The organism is Sarcina ventriculi (assembly GCF_900456775.1).
In the GTDB taxonomy this organism is placed as follows: Bacteria; Bacillota; Clostridia; order Clostridiales; family Clostridiaceae; genus Sarcina; species Sarcina ventriculi.
Genome location: NZ_UAUL01000007.1, coordinates 1 through 20,639, shown reverse-complemented (window position 1 = coordinate 20,639; position 20,639 = coordinate 1). Strand labels below are relative to the sequence as shown.

General features: G+C 31.3%; 20 protein-coding genes, 5 tRNA genes, 4 rRNA genes and 1 pseudogene. 21 read left to right on the top strand and 9 right to left on the bottom strand.

All coding sequences use genetic code 11. The annotated features are described in order from the left end of the window. Positions 1-4: 4 nt before the first annotated feature. The 6 genes from DR020_RS04140 to DR020_RS12480 all read left to right on the top strand — a co-directional run bounded on the left by DR020_RS04140 (position 5) and on the right by DR020_RS12480 (position 4,046). Complete coding sequence (locus DR020_RS04140) at positions 5-1,327, top strand: replicative DNA helicase (protein ID WP_112365353.1); 1,323 nt, start codon at positions 5-7, stop codon at positions 1,325-1,327. 210 nt (positions 1,328-1,537) lie between these two features. Further along, the gene (locus DR020_RS04135) at positions 1,538-1,819 is read left to right on the top strand and encodes a hypothetical protein (protein ID WP_112365352.1); all 282 of its coding nucleotides are present in this window, start codon (positions 1,538-1,540) and stop codon (positions 1,817-1,819) included. 781 nt (positions 1,820-2,600) lie between these two features. Beyond that, complete coding sequence (locus DR020_RS12200) at positions 2,601-2,816, top strand: hypothetical protein (protein ID WP_146739586.1); 216 nt, start codon at positions 2,601-2,603, stop codon at positions 2,814-2,816. 198 nt (positions 2,817-3,014) lie between these two features. Then, a complete protein-coding gene (locus DR020_RS04130; protein ID WP_112365351.1) occupies positions 3,015-3,323 on the top strand; it encodes a hypothetical protein in 309 nt (102 codons plus the stop codon). Positions 3,324-3,368: 45 nt separating this feature from the next. Next, the gene (locus tag DR020_RS12485) at positions 3,369-3,734 is read left to right on the top strand and encodes a recombinase family protein (RefSeq protein WP_235865662.1); all 366 of its coding nucleotides are present in this window, start codon (positions 3,369-3,371) and stop codon (positions 3,732-3,734) included. Positions 3,735-3,773: 39 nt separating this feature from the next. Then, positions 3,774-4,046, top strand: a complete 273-nt coding sequence (locus DR020_RS12480; RefSeq protein WP_235865663.1) for a hypothetical protein — start codon at positions 3,774-3,776, stop codon at positions 4,044-4,046. A gap of 510 nt (positions 4,047-4,556) precedes the next feature. Here DR020_RS12480 and DR020_RS04120 read toward each other — a convergent pair. Next, positions 4,557-5,501, bottom strand: coding sequence for a hypothetical protein (locus DR020_RS04120; protein WP_112365350.1), 945 nt, complete (start codon positions 5,499-5,501; stop codon positions 4,557-4,559). 95 nt (positions 5,502-5,596) lie between these two features. Here DR020_RS04120 and DR020_RS04115 point away from each other — a divergent pair, with 95 nt between their 5' ends. The 3 genes from DR020_RS04115 to DR020_RS12470 all read left to right on the top strand — a co-directional run bounded on the left by DR020_RS04115 (position 5,597) and on the right by DR020_RS12470 (position 6,794). Beyond that, positions 5,597-6,037, top strand: a complete 441-nt coding sequence (locus DR020_RS04115; RefSeq protein WP_112365349.1) for a hypothetical protein — start codon at positions 5,597-5,599, stop codon at positions 6,035-6,037. A gap of 125 nt (positions 6,038-6,162) precedes the next feature. Beyond that, a complete protein-coding gene (locus DR020_RS12475; protein ID WP_235865665.1) occupies positions 6,163-6,534 on the top strand; it encodes a recombinase family protein in 372 nt (123 codons plus the stop codon). Between the two features lie 29 nt (positions 6,535-6,563). Beyond that, positions 6,564-6,794, top strand: a complete 231-nt coding sequence (locus DR020_RS12470; protein WP_235865664.1) for a hypothetical protein — start codon at positions 6,564-6,566, stop codon at positions 6,792-6,794. 463 nt (positions 6,795-7,257) lie between these two features. On the opposite strand, the gene DR020_RS12465 is transcribed toward DR020_RS12470, so the two are convergent. Both DR020_RS12465 and DR020_RS12460 read right to left on the bottom strand, forming a co-directional pair. After that, positions 7,258-7,530 (bottom strand): hypothetical protein, encoded by a 273-nt coding sequence (locus DR020_RS12465; RefSeq protein ID WP_235865663.1) that lies wholly within the window; start codon positions 7,528-7,530, stop codon positions 7,258-7,260. Between the two features lie 39 nt (positions 7,531-7,569). Beyond that, a complete protein-coding gene (locus tag DR020_RS12460; RefSeq protein WP_235865662.1) occupies positions 7,570-7,935 on the bottom strand; it encodes a recombinase family protein in 366 nt (121 codons plus the stop codon). A 942-nt stretch (positions 7,936-8,877) separates the two neighbouring features. Between DR020_RS12460 and DR020_RS04100 the strand changes: the two genes are divergently transcribed. The 3 genes from DR020_RS04100 to DR020_RS04090 all read left to right on the top strand — a co-directional run bounded on the left by DR020_RS04100 (position 8,878) and on the right by DR020_RS04090 (position 11,098). Continuing rightward, a complete protein-coding gene (locus DR020_RS04100) occupies positions 8,878-9,249 on the top strand; it encodes a nuclear transport factor 2 family protein (RefSeq protein WP_112365348.1) in 372 nt (123 codons plus the stop codon). Between the two features lie 389 nt (positions 9,250-9,638). Further along, positions 9,639-10,757 carry a hypothetical protein gene (locus tag DR020_RS04095; RefSeq protein ID WP_112365347.1) on the top strand — a complete coding sequence of 373 codons (1,119 nt, stop codon included), beginning with the start codon at positions 9,639-9,641 and terminating at the stop codon, positions 10,755-10,757. Positions 10,758-10,762: 5 nt separating this feature from the next. Beyond that, complete coding sequence (locus tag DR020_RS04090) at positions 10,763-11,098, top strand: hypothetical protein (RefSeq protein ID WP_146739585.1); 336 nt, start codon at positions 10,763-10,765, stop codon at positions 11,096-11,098. 76 nt (positions 11,099-11,174) lie between these two features. On the opposite strand, the gene DR020_RS04085 is transcribed toward DR020_RS04090, so the two are convergent. Further along, positions 11,175-11,669, bottom strand: coding sequence for a site-specific integrase (locus DR020_RS04085; RefSeq protein WP_112365345.1), 495 nt, complete (start codon positions 11,667-11,669; stop codon positions 11,175-11,177). Between the two features lie 485 nt (positions 11,670-12,154). Here DR020_RS04085 and DR020_RS04080 point away from each other — a divergent pair. The 9 genes from DR020_RS04080 (at position 12,155) to DR020_RS04040 (ending at position 17,523) form a co-directional block, all read left to right on the top strand. Continuing rightward, positions 12,155-13,664: ribosomal RNA gene (locus DR020_RS04080) — 16S ribosomal RNA — on the top strand. Positions 13,665-13,757: 93 nt separating this feature from the next. Further along, positions 13,758-13,833 (top strand) — tRNA-Ala (locus DR020_RS04075). Positions 13,834-13,836: 3 nt separating this feature from the next. Then, positions 13,837-13,913, top strand: a tRNA-Ile gene (locus tag DR020_RS04070). A gap of 104 nt (positions 13,914-14,017) precedes the next feature. Then, a 23S ribosomal RNA gene (locus DR020_RS04065) occupies positions 14,018-16,921 on the top strand. A 56-nt stretch (positions 16,922-16,977) separates the two neighbouring features. Continuing rightward, positions 16,978-17,095: ribosomal RNA gene (gene rrf / locus DR020_RS04060) — 5S ribosomal RNA — on the top strand. Positions 17,096-17,101: 6 nt separating this feature from the next. Continuing rightward, positions 17,102-17,176: transfer RNA gene (locus tag DR020_RS04055), tRNA-Asn, on the top strand. Positions 17,177-17,178: 2 nt separating this feature from the next. Further along, positions 17,179-17,296: ribosomal RNA gene (gene rrf / locus DR020_RS04050) — 5S ribosomal RNA — on the top strand. Together the 16S, 23S and 5S rRNA genes with 5 tRNA genes alongside form the textbook arrangement of a ribosomal RNA operon. 75 nt (positions 17,297-17,371) lie before the next feature. Further along, a tRNA-Phe gene (locus DR020_RS04045) sits at positions 17,372-17,447 on the top strand. A 1-nt stretch (position 17,448) separates the two neighbouring features. Then, a tRNA-Cys gene (locus DR020_RS04040) sits at positions 17,449-17,523 on the top strand. A 92-nt stretch (positions 17,524-17,615) separates the two neighbouring features. On the opposite strand, the gene DR020_RS12725 is transcribed toward DR020_RS04040, so the two are convergent. From DR020_RS12725 to DR020_RS04020, 5 genes and pseudogenes are all read right to left on the bottom strand, one after another. After that, positions 17,616-17,981: a hypothetical protein gene (locus tag DR020_RS12725; RefSeq protein ID WP_408069132.1), complete on the bottom strand. Its 366-nt coding sequence runs from the start codon at positions 17,979-17,981 to the stop codon at positions 17,616-17,618. 86 nt (positions 17,982-18,067) lie between these two features. Beyond that, a complete protein-coding gene (locus DR020_RS12720; RefSeq protein ID WP_408069128.1) occupies positions 18,068-18,445 on the bottom strand; it encodes an LD-carboxypeptidase in 378 nt (125 codons plus the stop codon). A gap of 203 nt (positions 18,446-18,648) precedes the next feature. Beyond that, a pseudogene (locus DR020_RS04030) lies at positions 18,649-19,589 on the bottom strand (magnesium transporter CorA family protein). A gap of 478 nt (positions 19,590-20,067) precedes the next feature. Next, positions 20,068-20,289, bottom strand: coding sequence for a hypothetical protein (locus tag DR020_RS04025; RefSeq protein ID WP_112365344.1), 222 nt, complete (start codon positions 20,287-20,289; stop codon positions 20,068-20,070). Further along, positions 20,283-20,513 (bottom strand): hypothetical protein, encoded by a 231-nt coding sequence (locus tag DR020_RS04020; protein WP_112365343.1) that lies wholly within the window; start codon positions 20,511-20,513, stop codon positions 20,283-20,285. Before DR020_RS04020 ends, DR020_RS04025 begins: the two co-directional genes overlap by 7 nt. Positions 20,514-20,639 lie beyond the last annotated feature (126 nt).

Below are 20,639 nucleotides of genomic sequence, written 5' to 3'. Positions count from 1 at the left end.
ATAAATGAAATATACATTAACAGAGTTGCATAATAATGAAGTTGAAAAAAATATTATATCAGGTTGTTTTCAAGATAACAGTTTAATTGATGAAATAGAGGTAGAGTGGTTTTATTCATCTTCAAATAAAGAAATAGTAAAAGTATTTAAGGAACTAAAAAATAAGGGGAGAGATATTGATTTAATTATATTTAGTGAGTATCTGATAAATAAAAAAATGTCTGTATCTTTGGCAGAAGTTACAGACATACACAATAGTTTTCTAACACTCACTAATATAAATGAACATATTGAAATTTTAAAGGAACTATTCAATAAAAGAGCCATTTATTTAGCTGTTAATAAATTAGATTATAGCATGAAATCTAATAATATGATAGATAGAATGTTTAAGTTATGTGAAGAACTTTATTCAAATAGTGAAAATAAAGAAAGTACAAGAGAGTATTTATATTCATATATTGACAATCTTTATAAGAACGATATAAAGTCTAATATTAAAACAGGATTATTAAAGCTTGATAATGATATAGTGGGGTTCTTAAATGGTCAATTAATAACTATATCAGCTTATACAGGCATTGGTAAAAGTATTTTTACAAGTCAATTAATATTAAACATGCTTAAGCAAAACAAAAAGATAGATTTATTTAGCTTAGAAATGGGAAGAAGTGAAATAATCAATAAATTTGTCTCTAATGGCTGTGATATTGAGTTTAATAAGATTTATAAAAAAGAATTAAATGATACAGAAAAAGAAAAAATAACCCTGTATATTAGTGATTTTCTATCTACTAAGCATTTAGAGATATATGATTCTATAAGTGATATAGATAACATAATAAGCACTATAAAAAGGGACAAGCTTAAAAACAATATAGATATTGCTTTTATAGATTTAATTAACAGGGTATCTAATAAATTAGTTAATCTTAAGAATAGAGCTGAATATCTTGGAGAGCTTACAAGAAGATTAAAACTATTAGCATTACAATTAAATATTCCCATAGTAATAACAGCCCAAATTAATAGGGTTATCGAGGGAAGACAAGACAAAAGACCAACATTAGCAGATATAAAAGAAAGTGGTGGAATTGCAGAGGATTCGGACCTTGTTATCGGATTATATAGAAATAGGGAATTAGACAGAAGAGAAGTAAGAGAAAGTTTAAGAAATAAAGGAATATTAGATTATAATTCAAAAAATCCTGATAAAAATCCTTTTGCAATGGAGCTTATAACATTGAAAGGGCGTAATGTTCCAGTTGAGGTTTATAGCCTTAATTGGGAAGGTAAATACCAAAGGATTAATGATTGGGTTAGATAGGAGTGATTGTAATTAAGAGAAATAATAATATAAGTGAGATTATTTTAAGAGTAAAAATAAAGTATAAACAAGCACCAAAAAACAGGAGAAAACAACTTTACTTTTATATGTTTCCTCCTAGGAAGAGATATGATTTATTAAACTAAGTTTATGAGAAAGAATTAATAAAATAAATAAAAATAAGATAAATATAAAGGCGGGTTTAAATTTATGAAGGAAGAAGAATTAATTAAAAACTTAGAAAAAGAGTTATTTGATAGAGATACTTTAAAATCAAATGGAATAAGTGAAAAAGATATCAAAATATTACTTGATATTGAGAAAATGATTAAAGTTAATCATAAATATTTGTATTTGTTTATGGAAATGTTTAGCAATAAAATTAGTAACAATCAAATAAAAAAGGTGTTATTAAATTCAAATGATATAGAAAGTAAATTAGAACATGTTAAAATACTAGTTAATACAACTTATAATTTACTGAGTATTTAAAGTAGGTAATGGCGATTTAAAAAAATAGTTGAACATAATTATAAATATATAATGTGATATATGATCAAATAAGTTTGATAAGCAATATTAACCTGTGAAATGGAAACAGTTAGTTTTCTTTTACAGGTTTTATATTTACTATATTGAAATATTCTTTAAATATAAAACCTGTCTACAAGGCGTATATAAGTTTATAATTGATTATTCAAAAAAGAGCAACCAATATTTATTGAATATATATCATAGATTTGCGATACGTTAAAGCTATTACTTTTAAATGAGTAATAGCTATTTTTATTTAAAACAAATGTACCAAAAAGTACACCTGTATTTTAGAATCTAAAACCGAAATACTATAATTAAGTTAGTTTGAACTTGCTCAAAAACGAGCAAGTCTATTGTTATGATAAATGCAAGAATATATTATGTTTAAAGGGTAGTCCAAAAATGTCCAAACCTTTATGTAAACTCATTAAAATTATCTTATTTCATTATATTTTTTAATGTGTTTTGCTAATATTTTAATTAATTATATATATTTTTGATATATATATGTTAGGGATTATCAGCATTTAAAGATATTTTTACCCCCCTTTTAGTATTTTTTAGAATTTTGTAAAAAGAAACCTACTGGAGCGACTTTTCAAATCTTTTTTTATTCCTGGAACTACTCCCCCCTCATATTTTTTAGAATGCCAAATTGTAAATTTATATTTAATTGATTGAGAAAAGATAAAACACCATCAATTTTTTATATAATTCAGATAAAAAAATCGGACAAGTGAATGACCAAGTAAGTGAACAGGCAAGTGGACAAGCGGAACACAGTAATTTGAACGGTTTAGATGATATAAAAGAACAAGCGAGTGGACAAGTAAGTGGACAAGCGAGCGGACAGTATAAAAAAGAAATATTAAAAAGAAATATTAAAAATAATATATATATATCTAAAGATATATATGTATCAACTGGCGTTGATTTAGTAATAGAAAAATAAGATTTATTAAATTTATACAAACCATATTTACATAAATGTATGAAATGAATTTTATTAAGTCTATAATCAATTCTAAGAGCTTTTAATATATTTATAATATAAATTAAGTTTAAAATATAAAACCTCTCTACAAGGCGTATATTGGCTTATAATTGCTTAGTCAAAAATGACTAGATAATAATTTAGGTATAAAGGTACATGCTCAAAAAAGAACATATACTTATTGAATATGCTCCATCAATTTATCTGTATAATTCAATCGAAAAAATTGAACCTGTTAACGAGTCTGTTAGCAAGTCTGTTAATAAGTCTGTAGAAAATAGTGTTTACAATTATTTGCTGATAATCAATGATTCTGTTGATAACCATGTTGATGGGTCTGTTAATATGTCACCTAAAAAAGAATTATTAAAAAGAAATATTAAAAAGAATAATATATCTAAAGATATATATGTATTAAAATTTAATACTATTTATAAAAATAGTAATTTTGATATCATAACATAGTATCATTTAAACTATAGTTTAATTAACATATGGAGGATTAAAAATATGGGAAATTATTATAGCTACATGAGAATTTCAACCAAAGAGAACAATGATAAACAAAGTTTTAATAGGCAAGAGAAAAGCTTAAAGACATATGCAAAAGATAATAACATAGAATATTTATTAAGCTTTAAAGATGATACAACTGGAGGTACATTTAATAGACCATCTTGGAGTAAACTAGAAAAGATATTACAAAAGGGGGACACGATAGTATTTAAAGAAATATCAAGATTCACACGTCAGGCTGAAGAGGGATATAAAAAATATATGGAGCTAATGCAAAAGGGTATTAATTTAATATTTTTAGATAATCCAACTGTATCAACAGATTATATAAAAAACTTAACAAGTATTGCTAATACATAAAACTTAGTTACTAAAACTGCTTTAGATAGCACAATAAAATTGTTATTGATAGTTGAACTTGATAGAGTGGAGCAAGAAAGAGAACTTATAGTAAAGAGAATAAAACAAGGTATTGAAGCAAGTGATAAAAGAAATGGAAGAAAACAAGGTAAACTTGATAAAATGAGTGATAAATTAAGAGATGACATAAAAGAGTTTTTAAGTGATAGAAGTATAAAGCAAATAGATTTGATGAATAAACACAATATAAGTCGAAATACGCTAAAGAAGTATATAGCGATAGTAAAAGGACAACAATATCAGATACAATAATAAGAAAATAGAATATTGTAACATCAGATACTATTTATTTAGTGTCTTTTATTTTACCTCTATGCCCATTTATAAAGTGTTTGAAATTTACAAATATAATTTCACATCTAAATATGATTTTAAAAGCCTTATAGACTGATGTAGAGCGAGAAAAAGGCATGCATAAAATTACTTTAGAGAATATTTAAAAATTAGGTGGGGGGTAATTTAGTGAAACGATAGGTGGTTTTTTCAAGTGATTTTTCAGTAGTTAGTAAACTTACACACATAATATTTTTGAAATGTGAATTGAAAACATATAAGATAAAAACTTAGGTTTGAGGAAATGTATTTTATTTTGTGTATTCTAAAGATTAGCTTTGCCTAAAGTGTTTATATTCTATATGCGTAATATATAATGCACTTGCAATAAGCTAATCCTTTTTTCTATAAATACACGATTTAATTTACATTCTCGTTTATTCTCTTTACGAATTGTAAGTATTCAAGGTCTAAGGAGGTCGAATATTGCTATTCTACCTCTAGTGTAAATCTTAATGATTTTCTTAGGGGAACATACTCACTCCATTCATTAGGATTTTCTACTAAAAAGGAACTTATTTCATATTTACCTGGCTTATTAGGAGCTTTAATAGTAAATGTCCCATAACATGCTTTATCTTTTTGAATATTTATTATTTTATATGGTTGATTATCAATTGCTGTTTGTTTCCAACCTACATTTAAGCATAATAGCACCTTATCAGTTGTAATATCGGCACCAATTCTATATGCTAATTCTACAGTTTCTCCTTGACTTACCTTCAAAGAATTAGGTGGATATTTAGCTTCATTACTTTCACTAAAATCATTATTTATCACAAATGTATAAAAAGGTTCTTCAAAGTAAATATCTGCATTTGATGAATTTTGATTTAATTCTATTACATTCTCAGTAGTATTATTAACGCTTAAAAAATAATCTAACACTATTCCATAGGAGTCAGTTGGTAATTCGTTAATGTTGGATGCTGATATCTCCGGAGAAGCTATTAAAAATACTGTTAGTTTAGAATTTGTAAGAGGATTTATATTTTTTAATTTTAAAGGTATAGTAATTGATTTACTTTCACCTATAGAGAATTCGTAATTTTTATATTCTAAATCATCTATGAAAAAACTTATTTCTTCGTAATTTAAATATAACTTTATCATAAAATTTCTTTCTTTACCTATATTCTTAACAACAGCATTTAATGTAGTATTATTATCAAACTCTATCAAACCATTTCTTTCAATATTTTCATTACCATTTGTATATAAGTCCAGGTAATATCCATTTTCAATTTTAAGATTTTCAGCTTCTTGATATATTACACTAGATATATTATTTGTATCATTTTTTACTAAGTATAATATAAAACAACTAGATATTATTAATAATAATGTTATTATAATTTTATTTATTTTTTTCACTTTATCATCTCTCCCTTGTATTATTATATTTACATAATAATACATTTATGTTAAAATGTATACAAATAATTTATTATAATTAAGGGGGATTTATTATGAAAAAATTATTATTATCTTCTGTGCTAGCTACATCAATTTTTGCTGGGCTATGTACTCCAGTTTTTGCAAGCACAAATGCTACTTCTGTTAGTGATGATGCTATTGTATCAGTATGTGAATTAAGTGATGGTGTAACAAAAGCTTCTTGGGGAAAAGGTACATTAACTTCTAAAAATCCATTGGGACAAAAGCCATGGGCTTATGCTAAAACATCAACTTACTCAGGTAATGCATATAAATTAAGGGCGCAAACAATAGTTAATAATGATGGTATTTCTACAGATTCAACACTTGTGGCAGAAAAAATGAATACAAGTTCTGTTCAAAGTTCAACTTTAACTGCTAAAACAGAAAAATGTACTTTTACTGGAAAACATTCCTTACAAGATACATCATCATCTGGATGGCAAACAGCTACTACTAGTAAGACATATTAAAAAAAAAGCCTTTCGCTTAATTAGTGAAGGGCTTTATGTATTTTTTGATTAGTTTAATATGCGTTTAAGAAAAATACATAAAGTATACCGATAGTTAAAATAATATAGTAAGTTATTATAGTTACATGAGAATATCAACTAAAGAAAGTAATGACAAACAATCATTCAGTAGGCAAGAGAAAAGCTTAAAGACATATGCAAAAGATAATAACATAGAATATTTATTAAGCTTTAAAGATGATACAACTGGAGGTACATTTAATAGACCATCTTGGAGTAAACTAGAAAAGATATTACAAAAGGGGGACACGATAGTATTTAAAGAAATATCAAGATTTACACGCCAAGCTGAAGAGGGATATGAAAAATACAAAGAATTAATGGATAAAGGAATTAATTTAGTATTCTTAGATAACTTAACAGTATCAACAGACTATATAAAGAATTTAACTAGCATTGCTAATAATCAAAACTTAGTTACTAAAACAGCACTATAAAACTATTATTAATAGTTGAACTTGATAGAGTGGAGCAAGAAAGAGAACTTATAGTAAAGAGAATAAAACAAGGTATTGAAGCAAGTGATAAAAGAAATGGAAGAAAACAAGGTAAACTTGATAAAATGAGTGATAAATTAAGAGATGACATAAAAGAGTTTTTAAGTGATAGAAGTATAAAGCAAATAGATTTAATGAATAAACACAATATAAGTCGAAATACGCTAAAGAAGTATATAGCGATAGTAAAAGAACAATAAAAAATTGAAGAATGTACATTAAATCGTGTATTTATAGAAAAAAGGATTAGCTTATTGCAAGTGCATTATATATTACGCATATAGAATATAAACACTTTAGGCAAAGCTAATCTTTAGAATACACAAAATAAAATACATTTCCTCAAACCTAAGTTTTTATCTTATATGTTTTCAATTCACATTTCAAAAATATTATGTGTGTAAGTTTACTAACTACTGAAAAATCACTTGAAAAAACCACCTATCGTTTCACTAAATTACCCCCCACCTAATTTTTAAATATTCTCTAAAGTAATTTTATGCATGCCTTTTTCTCGCTCTACATCAGTCTATAAGGCTTTTAAAATCATATTTAGATGTGAAATTATATTTGTAAATTTCAAACACTTTATAAATGGGCATAGAGGTAAAATAAAAGACACTAAATAAATAGTATCTGATGTTACAATATTCTATTTTCTTATTATTGTATCTGATATTGTTGTCCTTTTACTATCGCTATATACTTCTTTAGCGTATTTCGACTTATATTGTGTTTATTCATCAAATCTATTTGCTTTATACTTCTATCACTTAAAAACTCTTTTATGTCATCTCTTAATTTATCACTCATTTTATCAAGTTTACCTTGTTTTCTTCCATTTCTTTTATCACTTGCTTCAATACCTTGTTTTATTCTCTTTACTATAAGTTCTCTTTCTTGCTCCACTCTATCAAGTTCAACTATCAATAACAATTTTATTGTGCTATCTAAAGCAGTTTTAGTAACTAAGTTTTATGTATTAGCAATACTTGTTAAGTTTTTTATATAATCTGTTGATACAGTTGGATTATCTAAAAATATTAAATTAATACCCTTTTGCATTAGCTCCATATATTTTTTATATCCCTCTTCAGCCTGACGTGTGAATCTTGATATTTCTTTAAATACTATCGTGTCCCCCTTTTGTAATATCTTTTCTAGTTTACTCCAAGATGGTCTATTAAATGTACCTCCAGTTGTATCATCTTTAAAGCTTAATAAATATTCTATGTTATTATCTTTTGCATATGTCTTTAAGCTTTTCTCTTGCCTATTAAAACTTTGTTTATCATTGTTCTCTTTGGTTGAAATTCTCATGTAGCTATAATAATTTCCCATATTTTTAATCCTCCATATGTTAATTAAACTATAGTTTATTTAACACTTTTAATTAATAGTCATTTAAACTATAAACAAATTTATTTTGACATTTTTATAATTAATTTTTATAGAAATAGTTATTTTGACATATCATCATTCTAAAGTAAATATATCTAAGTTCTAAATTTATTACTTGCCTATTAACTTTATTTTTATAACACCTGTGGAAAACAAAAAGATTTTATTTATTATTCTTACGCTCCCCAAAATTAGTGAGCGTGTTTTATATAAAGCTGTTGTCCAAAAATGACCGATAGCTATTAATCAAAAAAGAATAGCAGATAATAAAAACGCTCGCTTAAATTAGCGAGCCTTATCACTCATATTGTCTTTAACCAATAAATTATAAAAACATATACCAAAGTGTCACAAAATTGTGAGGATATATTTAGAATCATGCAGAATTATAAAAAACATATAGGGGGTATAGCTCTAGGAAAAAAATTCTTTTTAAAAGTCGCATTGGTAGTTTTCTTTTCGCAAATTTCCCAAAACTCATCAAAGGGGGGTAAATTAATATTAAAATAGCATAAATACGATATTTGAATCAATTACTAACCATAAAAATAATAGTATTTTGAGATAATTTAAACTAAAGAATATTATAAAACATAAGAAAATGTATAGTTTAATAAATATTTTAAAAATTTATTTATTATAAATAATTCCTAAAAAAATATATAATAAAATTATAGGTTTAGATAAACTTATTATTATATTATTATATGGAAAGAATAAATAAAGCTATTAAAAAGAGGTGTAAAGATTTAAGAATAGATATAAATACTTAAATGAAGAAAATAAAGAATAGATTTACTGCTTAGGTTTATGATAAATAAATTAAAGATAGAGATAGATAATTTAATGAAATAAACTTAATTAAGAAGAGGATGTGATAAGGTGGATGCTACTAGTGAACATATATTATATTTGGAAAATTATTTATTAAAGTCAGAAGTAAGAAAATCTCCACGAAAGATAAGTCGTGTGTTAGAAGATGATTTTATTGAATTTACAAGCTCAGGATATGAATACTATTATAAAAAGGGGGATGTATTTCAAAAAGAAGATGACAATAGTATTTTATCTTGGGAAATTATTGAGTTTGAAATTAAACGATTATCAGATAAGTGTGTACTGGCTACATATAAATTAGTGAAAAATAATAAATTAGATAAAGAATACTCACTTCGTAGTTCAATATGGAAGTATAGTAACGGAAAATGGAAGATGAGTTTTCATCAAGGAACAATAACAAATTATAAATTATAAGTCAATTGGATAAAATAGAGCTTATAGTAGGAGTTATATGGGTTTAAGTGAAGTTAAAAATACAGCAACCGTACAGCAACATAATTAAAAAATTCATATAATAGTAAACAGAAAACGAAGGGATGTGTATAAAAAACATAGATATAATCAGTATTAGATGTTATAGATTAAAATTGGAAAAAGTAATACAAAAACTACTAAACGAATCCAAAGGTCGGGGGTTCAAATCCCTCTAGATGCACCATAAAGTAAATGATAAAGCCATTTTCCTAATTGGAAAATAGGCTTTTTTATATAAGTACAGCAACAGAGATAATAGTCTATTTATATTTTACCTATAAAATGAAATATTGTATAATTAATACATAAAAATATTTAAAGGAGGATATATGGAAAATTTATTAGTTGGTAATGGAATAAATATACAATTTGATAATTTAAATTATACTACTAGGTCAATTGTGTTACGAATTTTAGAAGAGTTAGGGTCGGATGATTTTCCTAGAGATGTTATAATAGACGATCCTATATCATTAAAACTTTACATTGGAAAGCTATTTTTATATGCAAGAGATGCCATTGATGGTGTTTTTAATAATTGTACTACCTGTTCAGATGAAAAAATAGCTTTAGCTGATTTTATTAGCCGTTATAAAAATAAAAAACAAAGCTTACGTATTGCAGATATTGGATTTGAAGATTATTATTTAATTCATGATTTAGTTTGTCATAAGTTTGGAATTGGTAATCCTAACATGTATGTTATAAGGGAATGTATGAGAATGACATATTTATATTCTATATATAATCATGGAAAGTTAAATTTATTGCATATGAAATATAGTGAAAAATTGAAAGAATTTCTTTCTATGTTTGATAATATTTTTTCCACTAACTATGATAATAATATTGAGGCTGCAACTGGAAAAAATGTATTCCATATTCATGGACAATTTGATAAATTAAGCGATGTTTATAATAAAGACTCATTTAGAAATCAATTAAGTGATTCTCCATTAGAGGGTATTAATCTTGATTCAACTTATGATTATTTACATTCTACAGCAATTTCAACTTATTGTGGAAACTATAAACAGTACGAAATTAAACAACACTCTGTAGTAAACGAAGTATTAGAAAAATTCGCAAATGCTTATTTGCAAGTAGAAAATGTAAAAGAGGAGATTGATAATTGGAAAATGAGCGAGAATAATTTAATTGCAAATCTAGGAGAGGCAATAAAACTAAAAAGCGTTAATTCAGACCTTGCTTTTGAAGAGTATTATCCTATTAAAGAGTTAACTGAAGTTAAAGGAAAATTAACAATTTTAGGGCTATCTCCATATAATGATTATCATCTTTTTGACATTATTGATAATTTAGATATTATAGAATGTATTTATTATTTTTACGATAGAGATGAATGTAAAAAAATAAAAGAAATATTACCTAAATTAAATGCTAGTGGTAAGTTGAGTTTTAAAAACGTTAAAGAATTTTGGGGGTAACTGTGGTGAAAAATATTAAGTGGATAAAAGTATCCAGAAAGGAAATATGGCAAAGAGTAAATGTGAATAAACTTCTAGCAAAAAGCTTAGAAAATACTCAAGTAATTATTAATCAGTTTAATAAGTTAAAGCCTAATGAGAGGCTAGAAATTAAAAAAGCATATTCAATGCGTGAGGAAAAATTGAAAAAAACTTTAATAGAAATAGATGAAGATAAATATTTTACAGCTGTTATGATTGAACTTAATATAATAGCATCGCAATATAATATTGATCCAGCTACTGTTTGTATGTGTATTGATTCTCCTTGTATGTGTAATGAAAAATTAATTTTAAAATAAAGCAAATAAACTAAAAGTACGTTAAGACTTCTAGTTCTAGACTAAATTAAATATTTTATTAAGTTTTTCAACTGCATTATTTTTTTACATCACTTGTAACATGAGTATAGATATTCATGGTCGTATTTATATCTGAATGCCCTAGTAATGATTGAACTGTTTTAATTTGTACACCCTCTTCAAATAATCTAGTAGCATAAGTATGCCTAAGAGCATGAAACTTAATATTATTGATATCGGCTTTTTTTAGTAGTCTACTATATATCTTTCTAAGGTTAGATGTATTTATAGGAGTTCCTATTGGAGTAGTAAATACTAAATCACTAGGCATATATAATTCACCATTAGATAACCTTTCTTTATTTTGAGTTATTTTAAACTGTTTTAACTTTTGTATTATATTACTTGGAATTGGCACGGTTCTTATACTTGTTTCTGTTTTAGGTGGTTGTATGATAGTAGTATACTTACCTTCGCCTTTATTATTAAATATAGTTTCCTGTCTAATGCTTTTATTTACTGATACTGTTTTATCATCAAAATTAATATCATTCCATGTTAAGGCTAGTATTCACCTAATCTTAATTCAGTACCCAAAGCAAATAAAAACAAACATTGTAATCTATGAGCATTTCAAGCCGGTATAAAACGTTTTTGTTTATCAATAGTATAATATATCTTCCTTTTTGATCTTCTTAGGAAGGTTTACAAACATGCAGTAATTCTTTAAATAGTAAAGATAGCTTTTCTATAAAATATTAGTTTACATTAATTTAAACTTAGGAGTTTTATGAATTGCTTAGAATATAGTAAATAGTTTTTTAAAATTACAATACATCTTAAGTTCTTAAAAGATTATTATCAAGTTTTTTTAAAAATATTATTGACATAAAGATAAAACAATGATATCATAAAGAAGTCGCTTGAGGGAGATAGAGAAAAAAGAAAAACAATGATCTTTGAAAATTAAACAGATAATTTAAGTAAACCAGCAATTCTTTTATAAGTAATATGAGTAGATTAAACTCAAATAAAAACTAAGAAATTAGTATATTTTAATTTGAGAGTTTGATCCTGGCTCAGGATGAACGCTGGCGGCGTGCTTAACACATGCAAGTCGAGCGAGAAAAGTTCTTCGGAGCTTTTCTAGCGGCGGACGGGTGAGTAACACGTGGGCAACCTGCCTCATAGAGGGGAATAGCCTTCCGAAAGGAAGATTAATACCGCATAATATTGTTGAAAGGCATCTTTTAACAATCAAAGGAGCAATCCGCTATGAGATGGGCCCGCGGCGCATTAGCTAGTTGGTGAGGTAACGGCTCACCAAGGCGACGATGCGTAGCCGACCTGAGAGGGTGATCGGCCACATTGGAACTGAGACACGGTCCAGACTCCTACGGGAGGCAGCAGTGGGGAATATTGCACAATGGGGGAAACCCTGATGCAGCAACGCCGCGTGAGTGATGAAGGTCTTCGGATTGTAAAGCTCTGTCTTTAGGGACGATAATGACGGTACCTAAGGAGGAAGCCACGGCTAACTACGTGCCAGCAGCCGCGGTAATACGTAGGTGGCAAGCGTTATCCGGATTTACTGGGCGTAAAGGGAGCGTAGGCGAATATTTAAGTGGGATGTGAAATACCCGAGCTTAACTTGGGAGCTGCATTCCAAACTGGATATCTAGAGTGCAGGAGAGGAGAATGGAATTCCTAGTGTAGCGGTGAAATGCGTAGAGATTAGGAAGAACACCAGTGGCGAAGGCGATTCTCTGGACTGTAACTGACGCTGAGGCTCGAAAGCGTGGGGAGCAAACAGGATTAGATACCCTGGTAGTCCACGCCGTAAACGATGAATACTAGGTGTAGGGGCCCCAAGCCTCTGTGCCGCCGCTAACGCATTAAGTATTCCGCCTGGGGAGTACGGTCGCAAGATTAAAACTCAAAGGAATTGACGGGGACCCGCACAAGCAGCGGAGCATGTGGTTTAATTCGAAGCAACGCGAAGAACCTTACCTAGACTTGACATGTCCTGAATTACCAGTAATGTGGGAAGTTCCTTCGGGAATAGGAACACAGGTGGTGCATGGTTGTCGTCAGCTCGTGTCGTGAGATGTTGGGTTAAGTCCCGCAACGAGCGCAACCCTTATTGTTAGTTGGTACCATTAAGTTGACCACTCTAGCGAGACTGCCCGGGTTAACCGGGAGGAAGGTGGGGATGACGTCAAATCATCATGCCCCTTATGTCTAGGGCTACACACGTGCTACAATGGCAAGTACAAAGAGAAGCAATACTGTGAAGTGGAGCAAAACTCAAAAACTTGTCTCAGTTCGGATTGTAGGCTGAAACTCGCCTACATGAAGCTGGAGTTGCTAGTAATCGCGAATCAGAATGTCGCGGTGAATACGTTCCCGGGTCTTGTACACACCGCCCGTCACACCATGAGAGTTGGCAATACCCGAAGTCCGTAAGCTAACCGTAAGGAGGCAGCGGCCGAAGGTAGGGTCAGCGATTGGGGTGAAGTCGTAACAAGGTAGCCGTAGGAGAACCTGCGGCTGGATCACCTCCTTTCTAAGGAAGAACATCTTAGGAAAACTAAGATGATAATAAAGAATGCTTCTTAAATATCTGTTTAATTTTGAGAGATTAACTCTCAAAACATATGGGGGTATAGCTCAGTTGGGAGAGCACCTGCCTTGCACGCAGGGGGTCAAGGGTTCGAATCCCTTTACCTCCACCATATGGGTCTATAGCTCAGCTGGTTAGAGCGCACGCCTGATAAGCGTGAGGTCGATGGTTCGAGTCCATTTAGACCCACCATGTTCTTTGAAAATTACACATAAGTATTAATAAATAGAGTAAAGCCAATTAAATTTACTATTCTTTGTAAAATTGATTGCAACTATCTAAAAGATAGAAACAAAGGTCAAGCTACAAAGGGCGTATGGTGAATGCCTTGGCATCAGGAGCCGATGAAGGACGTGATAAGCTGCGATAAGCTTTGGGTAGACGCACATAGTCTGAGATCCAAAGATTTCCGAATGAGGAAACTCACATGGGAAACCCCATGTATCGTTAACTGAATAAATAGGTTAACGAGGGTAAACCTAGGGAACTGAAACATCTAAGTACCTAGAGGAAGAGAAAGAAAAATCGATTTTCTAAGTAGCGGCGAGCGAAAGGGAAAGAGCCCAAACCGGAAACTTGTTTCCGGGGTTGTGGATAGAACATAACGAGAAACTATAACTAATTGAAGAGAGCTGGAAAGCTCTACCGTAGAAGGTAATAGTCCTGTAAATGAAAGTTAGAGTAATCAAGTTCTAATCCAGAGTACCACGAGACACGTGAAACCTTGTGGGAAGCAGGGAGGACCACCTCCCAAGGCTAAATACTACCTGATGACCGATAGTGAAGCAGTACCGTGAGGGAAAGGTGAAAAGAACCCCGGGAGGGGAGTGAAATAGAACTTGAAACCATATGTTTACAACCGATCAAAGCACCTTATGTGTGCGATGATGTGCTTTTTGTAGAACGAGCCAACGAGTTACGATATGTAGCAAGGTTAAGTACTTAAGGTACGGAGCCGAAGGGAAACCAAGTCTTAATAGGGCAACTAGTTGCATGTCGTAGACCCGAAACCGGGTGACCTATCCATGGCCAGGTTGAAGCGAGGGTAAAACCTCGTGGAGGACCGAACCACGTTGCTGTTGAAAAAGCATGGGATGAGCTGTGGATAGCGGAGAAATTCCAATCGAACTCGGAGATAGCTGGTTCTCCTCGAAATAGCTTTAGGGCTAGCGTCGAATATGAGTAATGGAGGTAGAGCACTGAATGGGCTAGGGGGCATAGCGCTTACCGAACCTTATCAAACTCCGAATGCCATATACTATAAGTTCGGCAGTCAGACTACGAATGATAAGATCCGTGGTCAAAAGGGAAACAGCCCAGATCGTCAGCTAAGGTCCCAAAGTGTAAGTTAAGTGGAAAAGGATGTGGGATTTCTAAGACAACTAGGATGTTGGCTTAGAAGCAGCCACTCATTAAAAGAGTGCGTAATAGCTCACTAGTCGAGAGATCCTGCGCCGAAGATGTTCGGGGCTAAAACTTACCACCGAAGCTACGGGCTTGAATTTATTCAAGCGGTAGAGGAGCGTCGTAATCGGGCTGAAGTCATACCGTAAGGAGTGGTGGACTGATTACGAGTGAGAATGTTGGCATTAGTAGCGAGATGTAGGTGAGAATCCTACAGGCCGAATACCTAAGGTTTCCTCAGGAAGGCTCGTCCGCTGAGGGTTAGTCGGGACCTAAGCCGAGGTCGAAAGGCGTAGGTGATGGACAACTGGTTGATATTCCAGTACCACTACCATCGTTATTATCGATGGCGTGACGTAGGAGGATAGTGTGTGCTAGCTATTGGATGCTAGTCTAAGCATTTAGTCAGTTACAATAGGCAAATCCGTTGTAATAATGATGAGATGTTATGGGGAAGGTTCTACGGAACCGAAGTACATGATTCCACGCTGCCAAGAAAAGCGTCTAGAGAGAGAAGTAGTGCCCGTACCGCAAACCGACACAGGTAGGTGAGGAGAGAATCCTAAGGCCGGCGGAAGAATTGCAGTTAAGGAACTCGGCAAATTGATCCCGTAAGTTAGCAATAAGGGATGCCTATGAGAGTAGGCCGCAGAGAATAGGCTCAAGCAACTGTTTAGCAAAAACACAGGTCTCTGCTAAAGCGTAAGCTGATGTATAGGGGCTGACGCCTGCCCGGTGCTGGAAGGTTAAGGGGAACACTTAGCGTAAGCGAAGGTGTGAACTTAAGCCCCAGTAAACGGCGGCCGTAACTATAACGGTCCTAAGGTAGCGAAATTCCTTGTCAGGTAAGTTCTGACCCGCACGAATGGCGTAATGACTTGAGCACTGTCTCAACTGCAAATCCGGCGAAGTTGTAGTACCAGTGAAGATGCTGGTTACCCGCGATTGGACGGAAAGACCCCGTAGAGCTTTACTGTAGCTTAGCATTGAATTTCGGTATTGTCTGTACAGGATAGGTGGGAGACTGAGAGACTAGGGCGTCAGCCTTAGTGGAGTCGACGTTGGGATACCACCCTGATAGTACTGAAGTTCTAACTGGCGGCCATGAATCTGGTCACAGGACATTGTTAGGTGGGCAGTTTGACTGGGGCGGTCGCCTCCTAAAAAGTAACGGAGGCGCCCAAAGGTTCCCTCAGAACGGTCGGAAATCGTTCGAAGAGTGCAAAGGCAGAAGGGAGCCTAACTGCGACACCCACAAGTGGAGCAGGGACGAAAGTCGGGCTTAGTGATCCGGTGGTACCTCGTGGGAGGGCCATCGCTCAACGGATAAAAGCTACCTCGGGGATAACAGGCTGATCTCCCCCAAGAGTCCACATCGACGGGGAGGTTTGGCACCTCGATGTCGGCTCGTCGCATCCTGGGGCTGAAGTAGGTCCCAAGGGTTGGGCTGTTCGCCCATTAAAGCGGCACGCGAGCTGGGTTCAGAACGTCGTGAGACAGTTCGGTCCCTATCCGTCGCGGGCGTAGGAAATTTGAGAGGAGCTGTCCTTAGTACGAGAGGACCGGGATGGACCGACCTCTGGTGTACCAGTTGTTCCGCCAGGAGCACAGCTGGGTAGCTAAGTCGGGAAGGGATAAACGCTGAAAGCATCTAAGCGTGAAGCCCACCTCAAGATGAGATTTCCCATAGCATAAGCTAGTAAGACCCCTTGAAGAACACAAGGTTGATAGGTCAGAGGTGTAAGTATGGTAACATATTTAGCTGACTGATACTAATAGGTCGAGGGCTTGATCTAATTAACTTTATGTTAATGCTTAGTGTAGTTTAAAAAGAATATTTTTTAAATGAATATCTAGTGATTATGCTCTTTAAGGTAACACCCGTTTCCATTCCGAACACGAAGGTTAAGCTTTTAGAGGCCGATAGTACTGCATAGGGAACTGTGTGGGAGGGTAGGTGGTTGCTAGGTTTATGTTCCTCTGTAGCTCAATGGTGGAGCACTCGGCTGTTAACCGATAGGTTGGAGGTTCGAGCCCTCTCGGAGGAGCCATATCTGGTGATAATGCGTTTTAAGGTAACACCCGTTTCCATTCCGAACACGAAGGTTAAGCTTTTTACGGTTGATGGTACTGCATAGGAGACTGTGTGGGAGAGTAAATGGTTGCCAGGTTTTAAAATTTATTTATATTAAAAATGTCTTGACAAAAATCATATTAATTAATATAATTTATAATGTGGTTTGTAAGGCTCGATAGCTCAGTCGGTAGAGCAGAGGACTGAAAATCCTCGTGTCACTGGTTCGATTCCAGTTCGAGCCACCATGGCGCTATAGCCAAGTGGTAAGGCAGAGGTCTGCAAAACCTTTATTCCCCAGTTCAAATCTGGGTGGCGCCTCCAAAAATCTCAGCTTAAGCTGAGATTTTTTGTTTTATAATAAATTATTATTTTTAACTTATTTAAATTTTTTATTTTAAGAGTTAGAATGTTTCCTATTTAAATATGGGCTCAATTGATATGATATTTTGCGAAAAATCTATTAAAATATTGCCTCCAAGTGGTAATGACACATTAGGATATGCATGACCACTTGGAAAACCTAGTATAATAGGTTTATTTAAAGGTAAAAGTATGTTTTTTATTAAATTTAATGTATTGATATCATATGGGGTGAAATGTCCCAAAATAAAACCACAACATTTATCTAGCTTTTTAGACATAAGAAGTTGAGTTAGCATTCTATCTATTTTATATGCAGGTTCATTTATGTCTTCTAGCAAAAGAATTTTATTGTTCGTATCTATATCGTAAGGTGTTCCTAAAGCGCTACAAATCATAGAGAGGTTTCCACCACATATTTTTCCCGTAATATTTCTAATGTTAAAAGTTTTTATGTTTTTAAAGTTTTTTAAGTTTATAGAACTATATTTCTTAGTTAAAAGATTTAAAAAAAATTTTGTGTTACAAAATCTTGAAGATTGGAATTTACCATAGGCGTGTGAAATGTAGGAATATTTGATACCTTATTTATATAATTTAAGAGCAAGGTTATATCACTAAATCCACAAAATATTTTAGGATTGTTTTTTATTACATCCCAATTAACATAAGGCATCATTCGTATAGAGCCATAACCGCCTCTATAACACATGATAGCAGCTACTTCTGGGTCTTTAAACATATTCATAAAGTCAGATGCACGTTCTTTATCGGTGCCTGCAAAATAATTATTTGTTTTTCTTAAATGTTTACCTTCTTTAATTTTAAAACCTAATTTTTTTAATTGATTTAAATTATAGTCTATTGAATTATTTTTTTTCACAACCAGCTGGACTAATAACACCTATAGTATCATTAAATTTTAATTTATTTAATATATTAAAAACCTCCTTTTTATAGTTACTTGCATAAGATAAGATTATTTTAATTTTAGTAGTATTATATTATTTAATACTATATAAATAACACTTTATATTAAAATAAAAACTTATATAATAATAAGGAGTATAAATAAATCTATAAATTCTATAACATGTCTTTTTTATAAAGTAGTAAGGCTACTAAAAAACATAATGCAAAAGATATACCCATAACTATAATAAAAGCATTAGGACTATCAGCAAAAGGAAGTTTAGATATGTTCATTCCATATATTCCAGAAACAACTGTAAAGATTGACATTAAAATAGTTACAGAAGCCATTACTTTCATAACAATATTTAAATTATTAGATATTACAGAAGCAAAAAAATCCATGGTACTTGAAAGAATGTTACCATAGATTTCAGTCATTTCTATAGCTTGTTTATTCTCTATTTACGTCTTCTAGTATGTCTTTATCTTCTTTCATATTTTTGAATTAGTTCTAATTTCAGCATTTTTTCTAACGTTATCTCATTGGATTTTAAAGATGTAGAAAAATATACTAAAGATTTTTCAAGCGAGTGCAATTGAATAAGTTCTCTATTTTTCATGGATTTATGAAGTCTTTTTTCTATCATTAAACTTTTTTTATCTATTTGTCTTAAATAAAGAAGATAATAGGTTGAAATTCTATTTAATATTTGTAAAGTAAATCGAGATTTTTTAAAAGTATAAAATGATTTTATTTTATTTCTAGTGAAATCCGTTAATATCTTACTATTTTTTAAACAGACGGTGATTAATACATTGCTAGTATGAATTATAGATAATGGATAAGTATCATACGTTAATGAATTATCTTCCATTTCTGTAAAAGGAATATCAACAATGATTAAAAGATTTTCTCCTTCTATGTCTATACGAGAAGTTTCTTCATCATCTAAAGAAGCTCTTAGAAACTGTAGTGGTATAGATGTTTTTTTAGAAATTAAATTAATTCTTCTTGAGAAGGTGCAACTATATTAATCCAGCAACCATTCTCTATTGTGTCAATATTTTTTTAATTCTCCAGTATTATTATAAGATTTATATATCTGAATCAAAATTTCACCTCCAACGTAATTATTATACTATTTAAATATTTATAGGTAAACATACTATCTAGAGTAAGTAATATAATTAATTAAGTAATTTATCAGAAACATTTAATAAAAAAAATAAAGGCAATATTAAATAAGTTTATTAATTAACATCGCTTTTATCTAGTATCACTTTATATAAAATTGATCTAAGTGTAATAAAAAAATAAGGATTTAGGTTATTAGTAAAGTGATGATTTCGCTTCATTTAACAGAGAATCATTTTCTATTAAATCTAAAGCAGTTTGAGCTAAGGCATAGGAAGCTTTTAATCCTTGTTCAAATCCAAAAGAAGATATTGTTTGTTCAGCGAATTCTTTGGTTCCGAAATAAATTACACCTTTTTCTATTATATTAATATAAGGATGAATACAGGGAACTATAGTACTTATGTTTCCAATGCTTAATCTAGATTCTATATGTAAAGGAGGACATATTTCAATTACCCATTTTCTTTTAAATTATTTATAAAAAGCCTATTTAATGTTTTATTTGATAATAATTCTTCACTTGGGGGTTCATAAAGAGAATAGGAACATTGAAGACCCATAAGTTTACTTACATACAGTGTTAGTTCTCTAATTCTTTCTTCAGCAAACTTGGCCATATCCATATTTTTAGCCTGTATATAAAATTTAGCTTCTGCCTCTTCAGGAACTAGCAAAGGTGTATTACATCCCTAGATAGAATAAAATTTATAGATATATCTGGTGTTAAAGCTTTTAAAAGTGAATTTAATATATTAAATGATAATAGTATTCCATCTAAAGATGTATATGTTTTTGAATTTAGGAAGCTAAGCCCATTTCCACCTATAAATTTAACTTCTAAAGGAATAGTTGCTTTAGATAAGCCACTTTCTGCTGTGACTAATTCTGGTTGAACCATTAAAACTGCATCTATATTATCAAAACTCCGAGTTTAGCAAAAATAGATTTAGAACCCTAAGAATTCACCAGGAGAACCAATTACAGTTATGGTTCCAGTGAATTTATCTGTAAACTTACCAAGACC

Excerpts from the sequence above, each read along its gene's own strand:
- DR020_RS04115 (WP_112365349.1), top strand. The coding sequence starts at position 5,597 with ATGAAAAAATTATTATTATCTTCTGTGCTAGCTACATCAATTTTTGCT.
- DR020_RS04140 (WP_112365353.1), top strand. The coding sequence starts at position 5 with ATGAAATATACATTAACAGAGTTGCATAATAATGAAGTTGAAAAAAAT.
- DR020_RS04095 (WP_112365347.1), top strand. The coding sequence starts at position 9,639 with ATGGAAAATTTATTAGTTGGTAATGGAATAAATATACAATTTGATAAT.
- DR020_RS04130 (WP_112365351.1), top strand. The coding sequence starts at position 3,015 with ATGCTCAAAAAAGAACATATACTTATTGAATATGCTCCATCAATTTAT.
- DR020_RS12475 (WP_235865665.1), top strand. The coding sequence starts at position 6,163 with ATGAGAATATCAACTAAAGAAAGTAATGACAAACAATCATTCAGTAGG.
- DR020_RS12460 (WP_235865662.1), bottom strand. The coding sequence starts at position 7,935 with ATGGGAAATTATTATAGCTACATGAGAATTTCAACCAAAGAGAACAAT.
- DR020_RS12485 (WP_235865662.1), top strand. The coding sequence starts at position 3,369 with ATGGGAAATTATTATAGCTACATGAGAATTTCAACCAAAGAGAACAAT.
- DR020_RS04020 (WP_112365343.1), bottom strand. The coding sequence starts at position 20,513 with ATGGTTCAACCAGAATTAGTCACAGCAGAAAGTGGCTTATCTAAAGCA.
- DR020_RS04135 (WP_112365352.1), top strand. The coding sequence starts at position 1,538 with ATGAAGGAAGAAGAATTAATTAAAAACTTAGAAAAAGAGTTATTTGAT.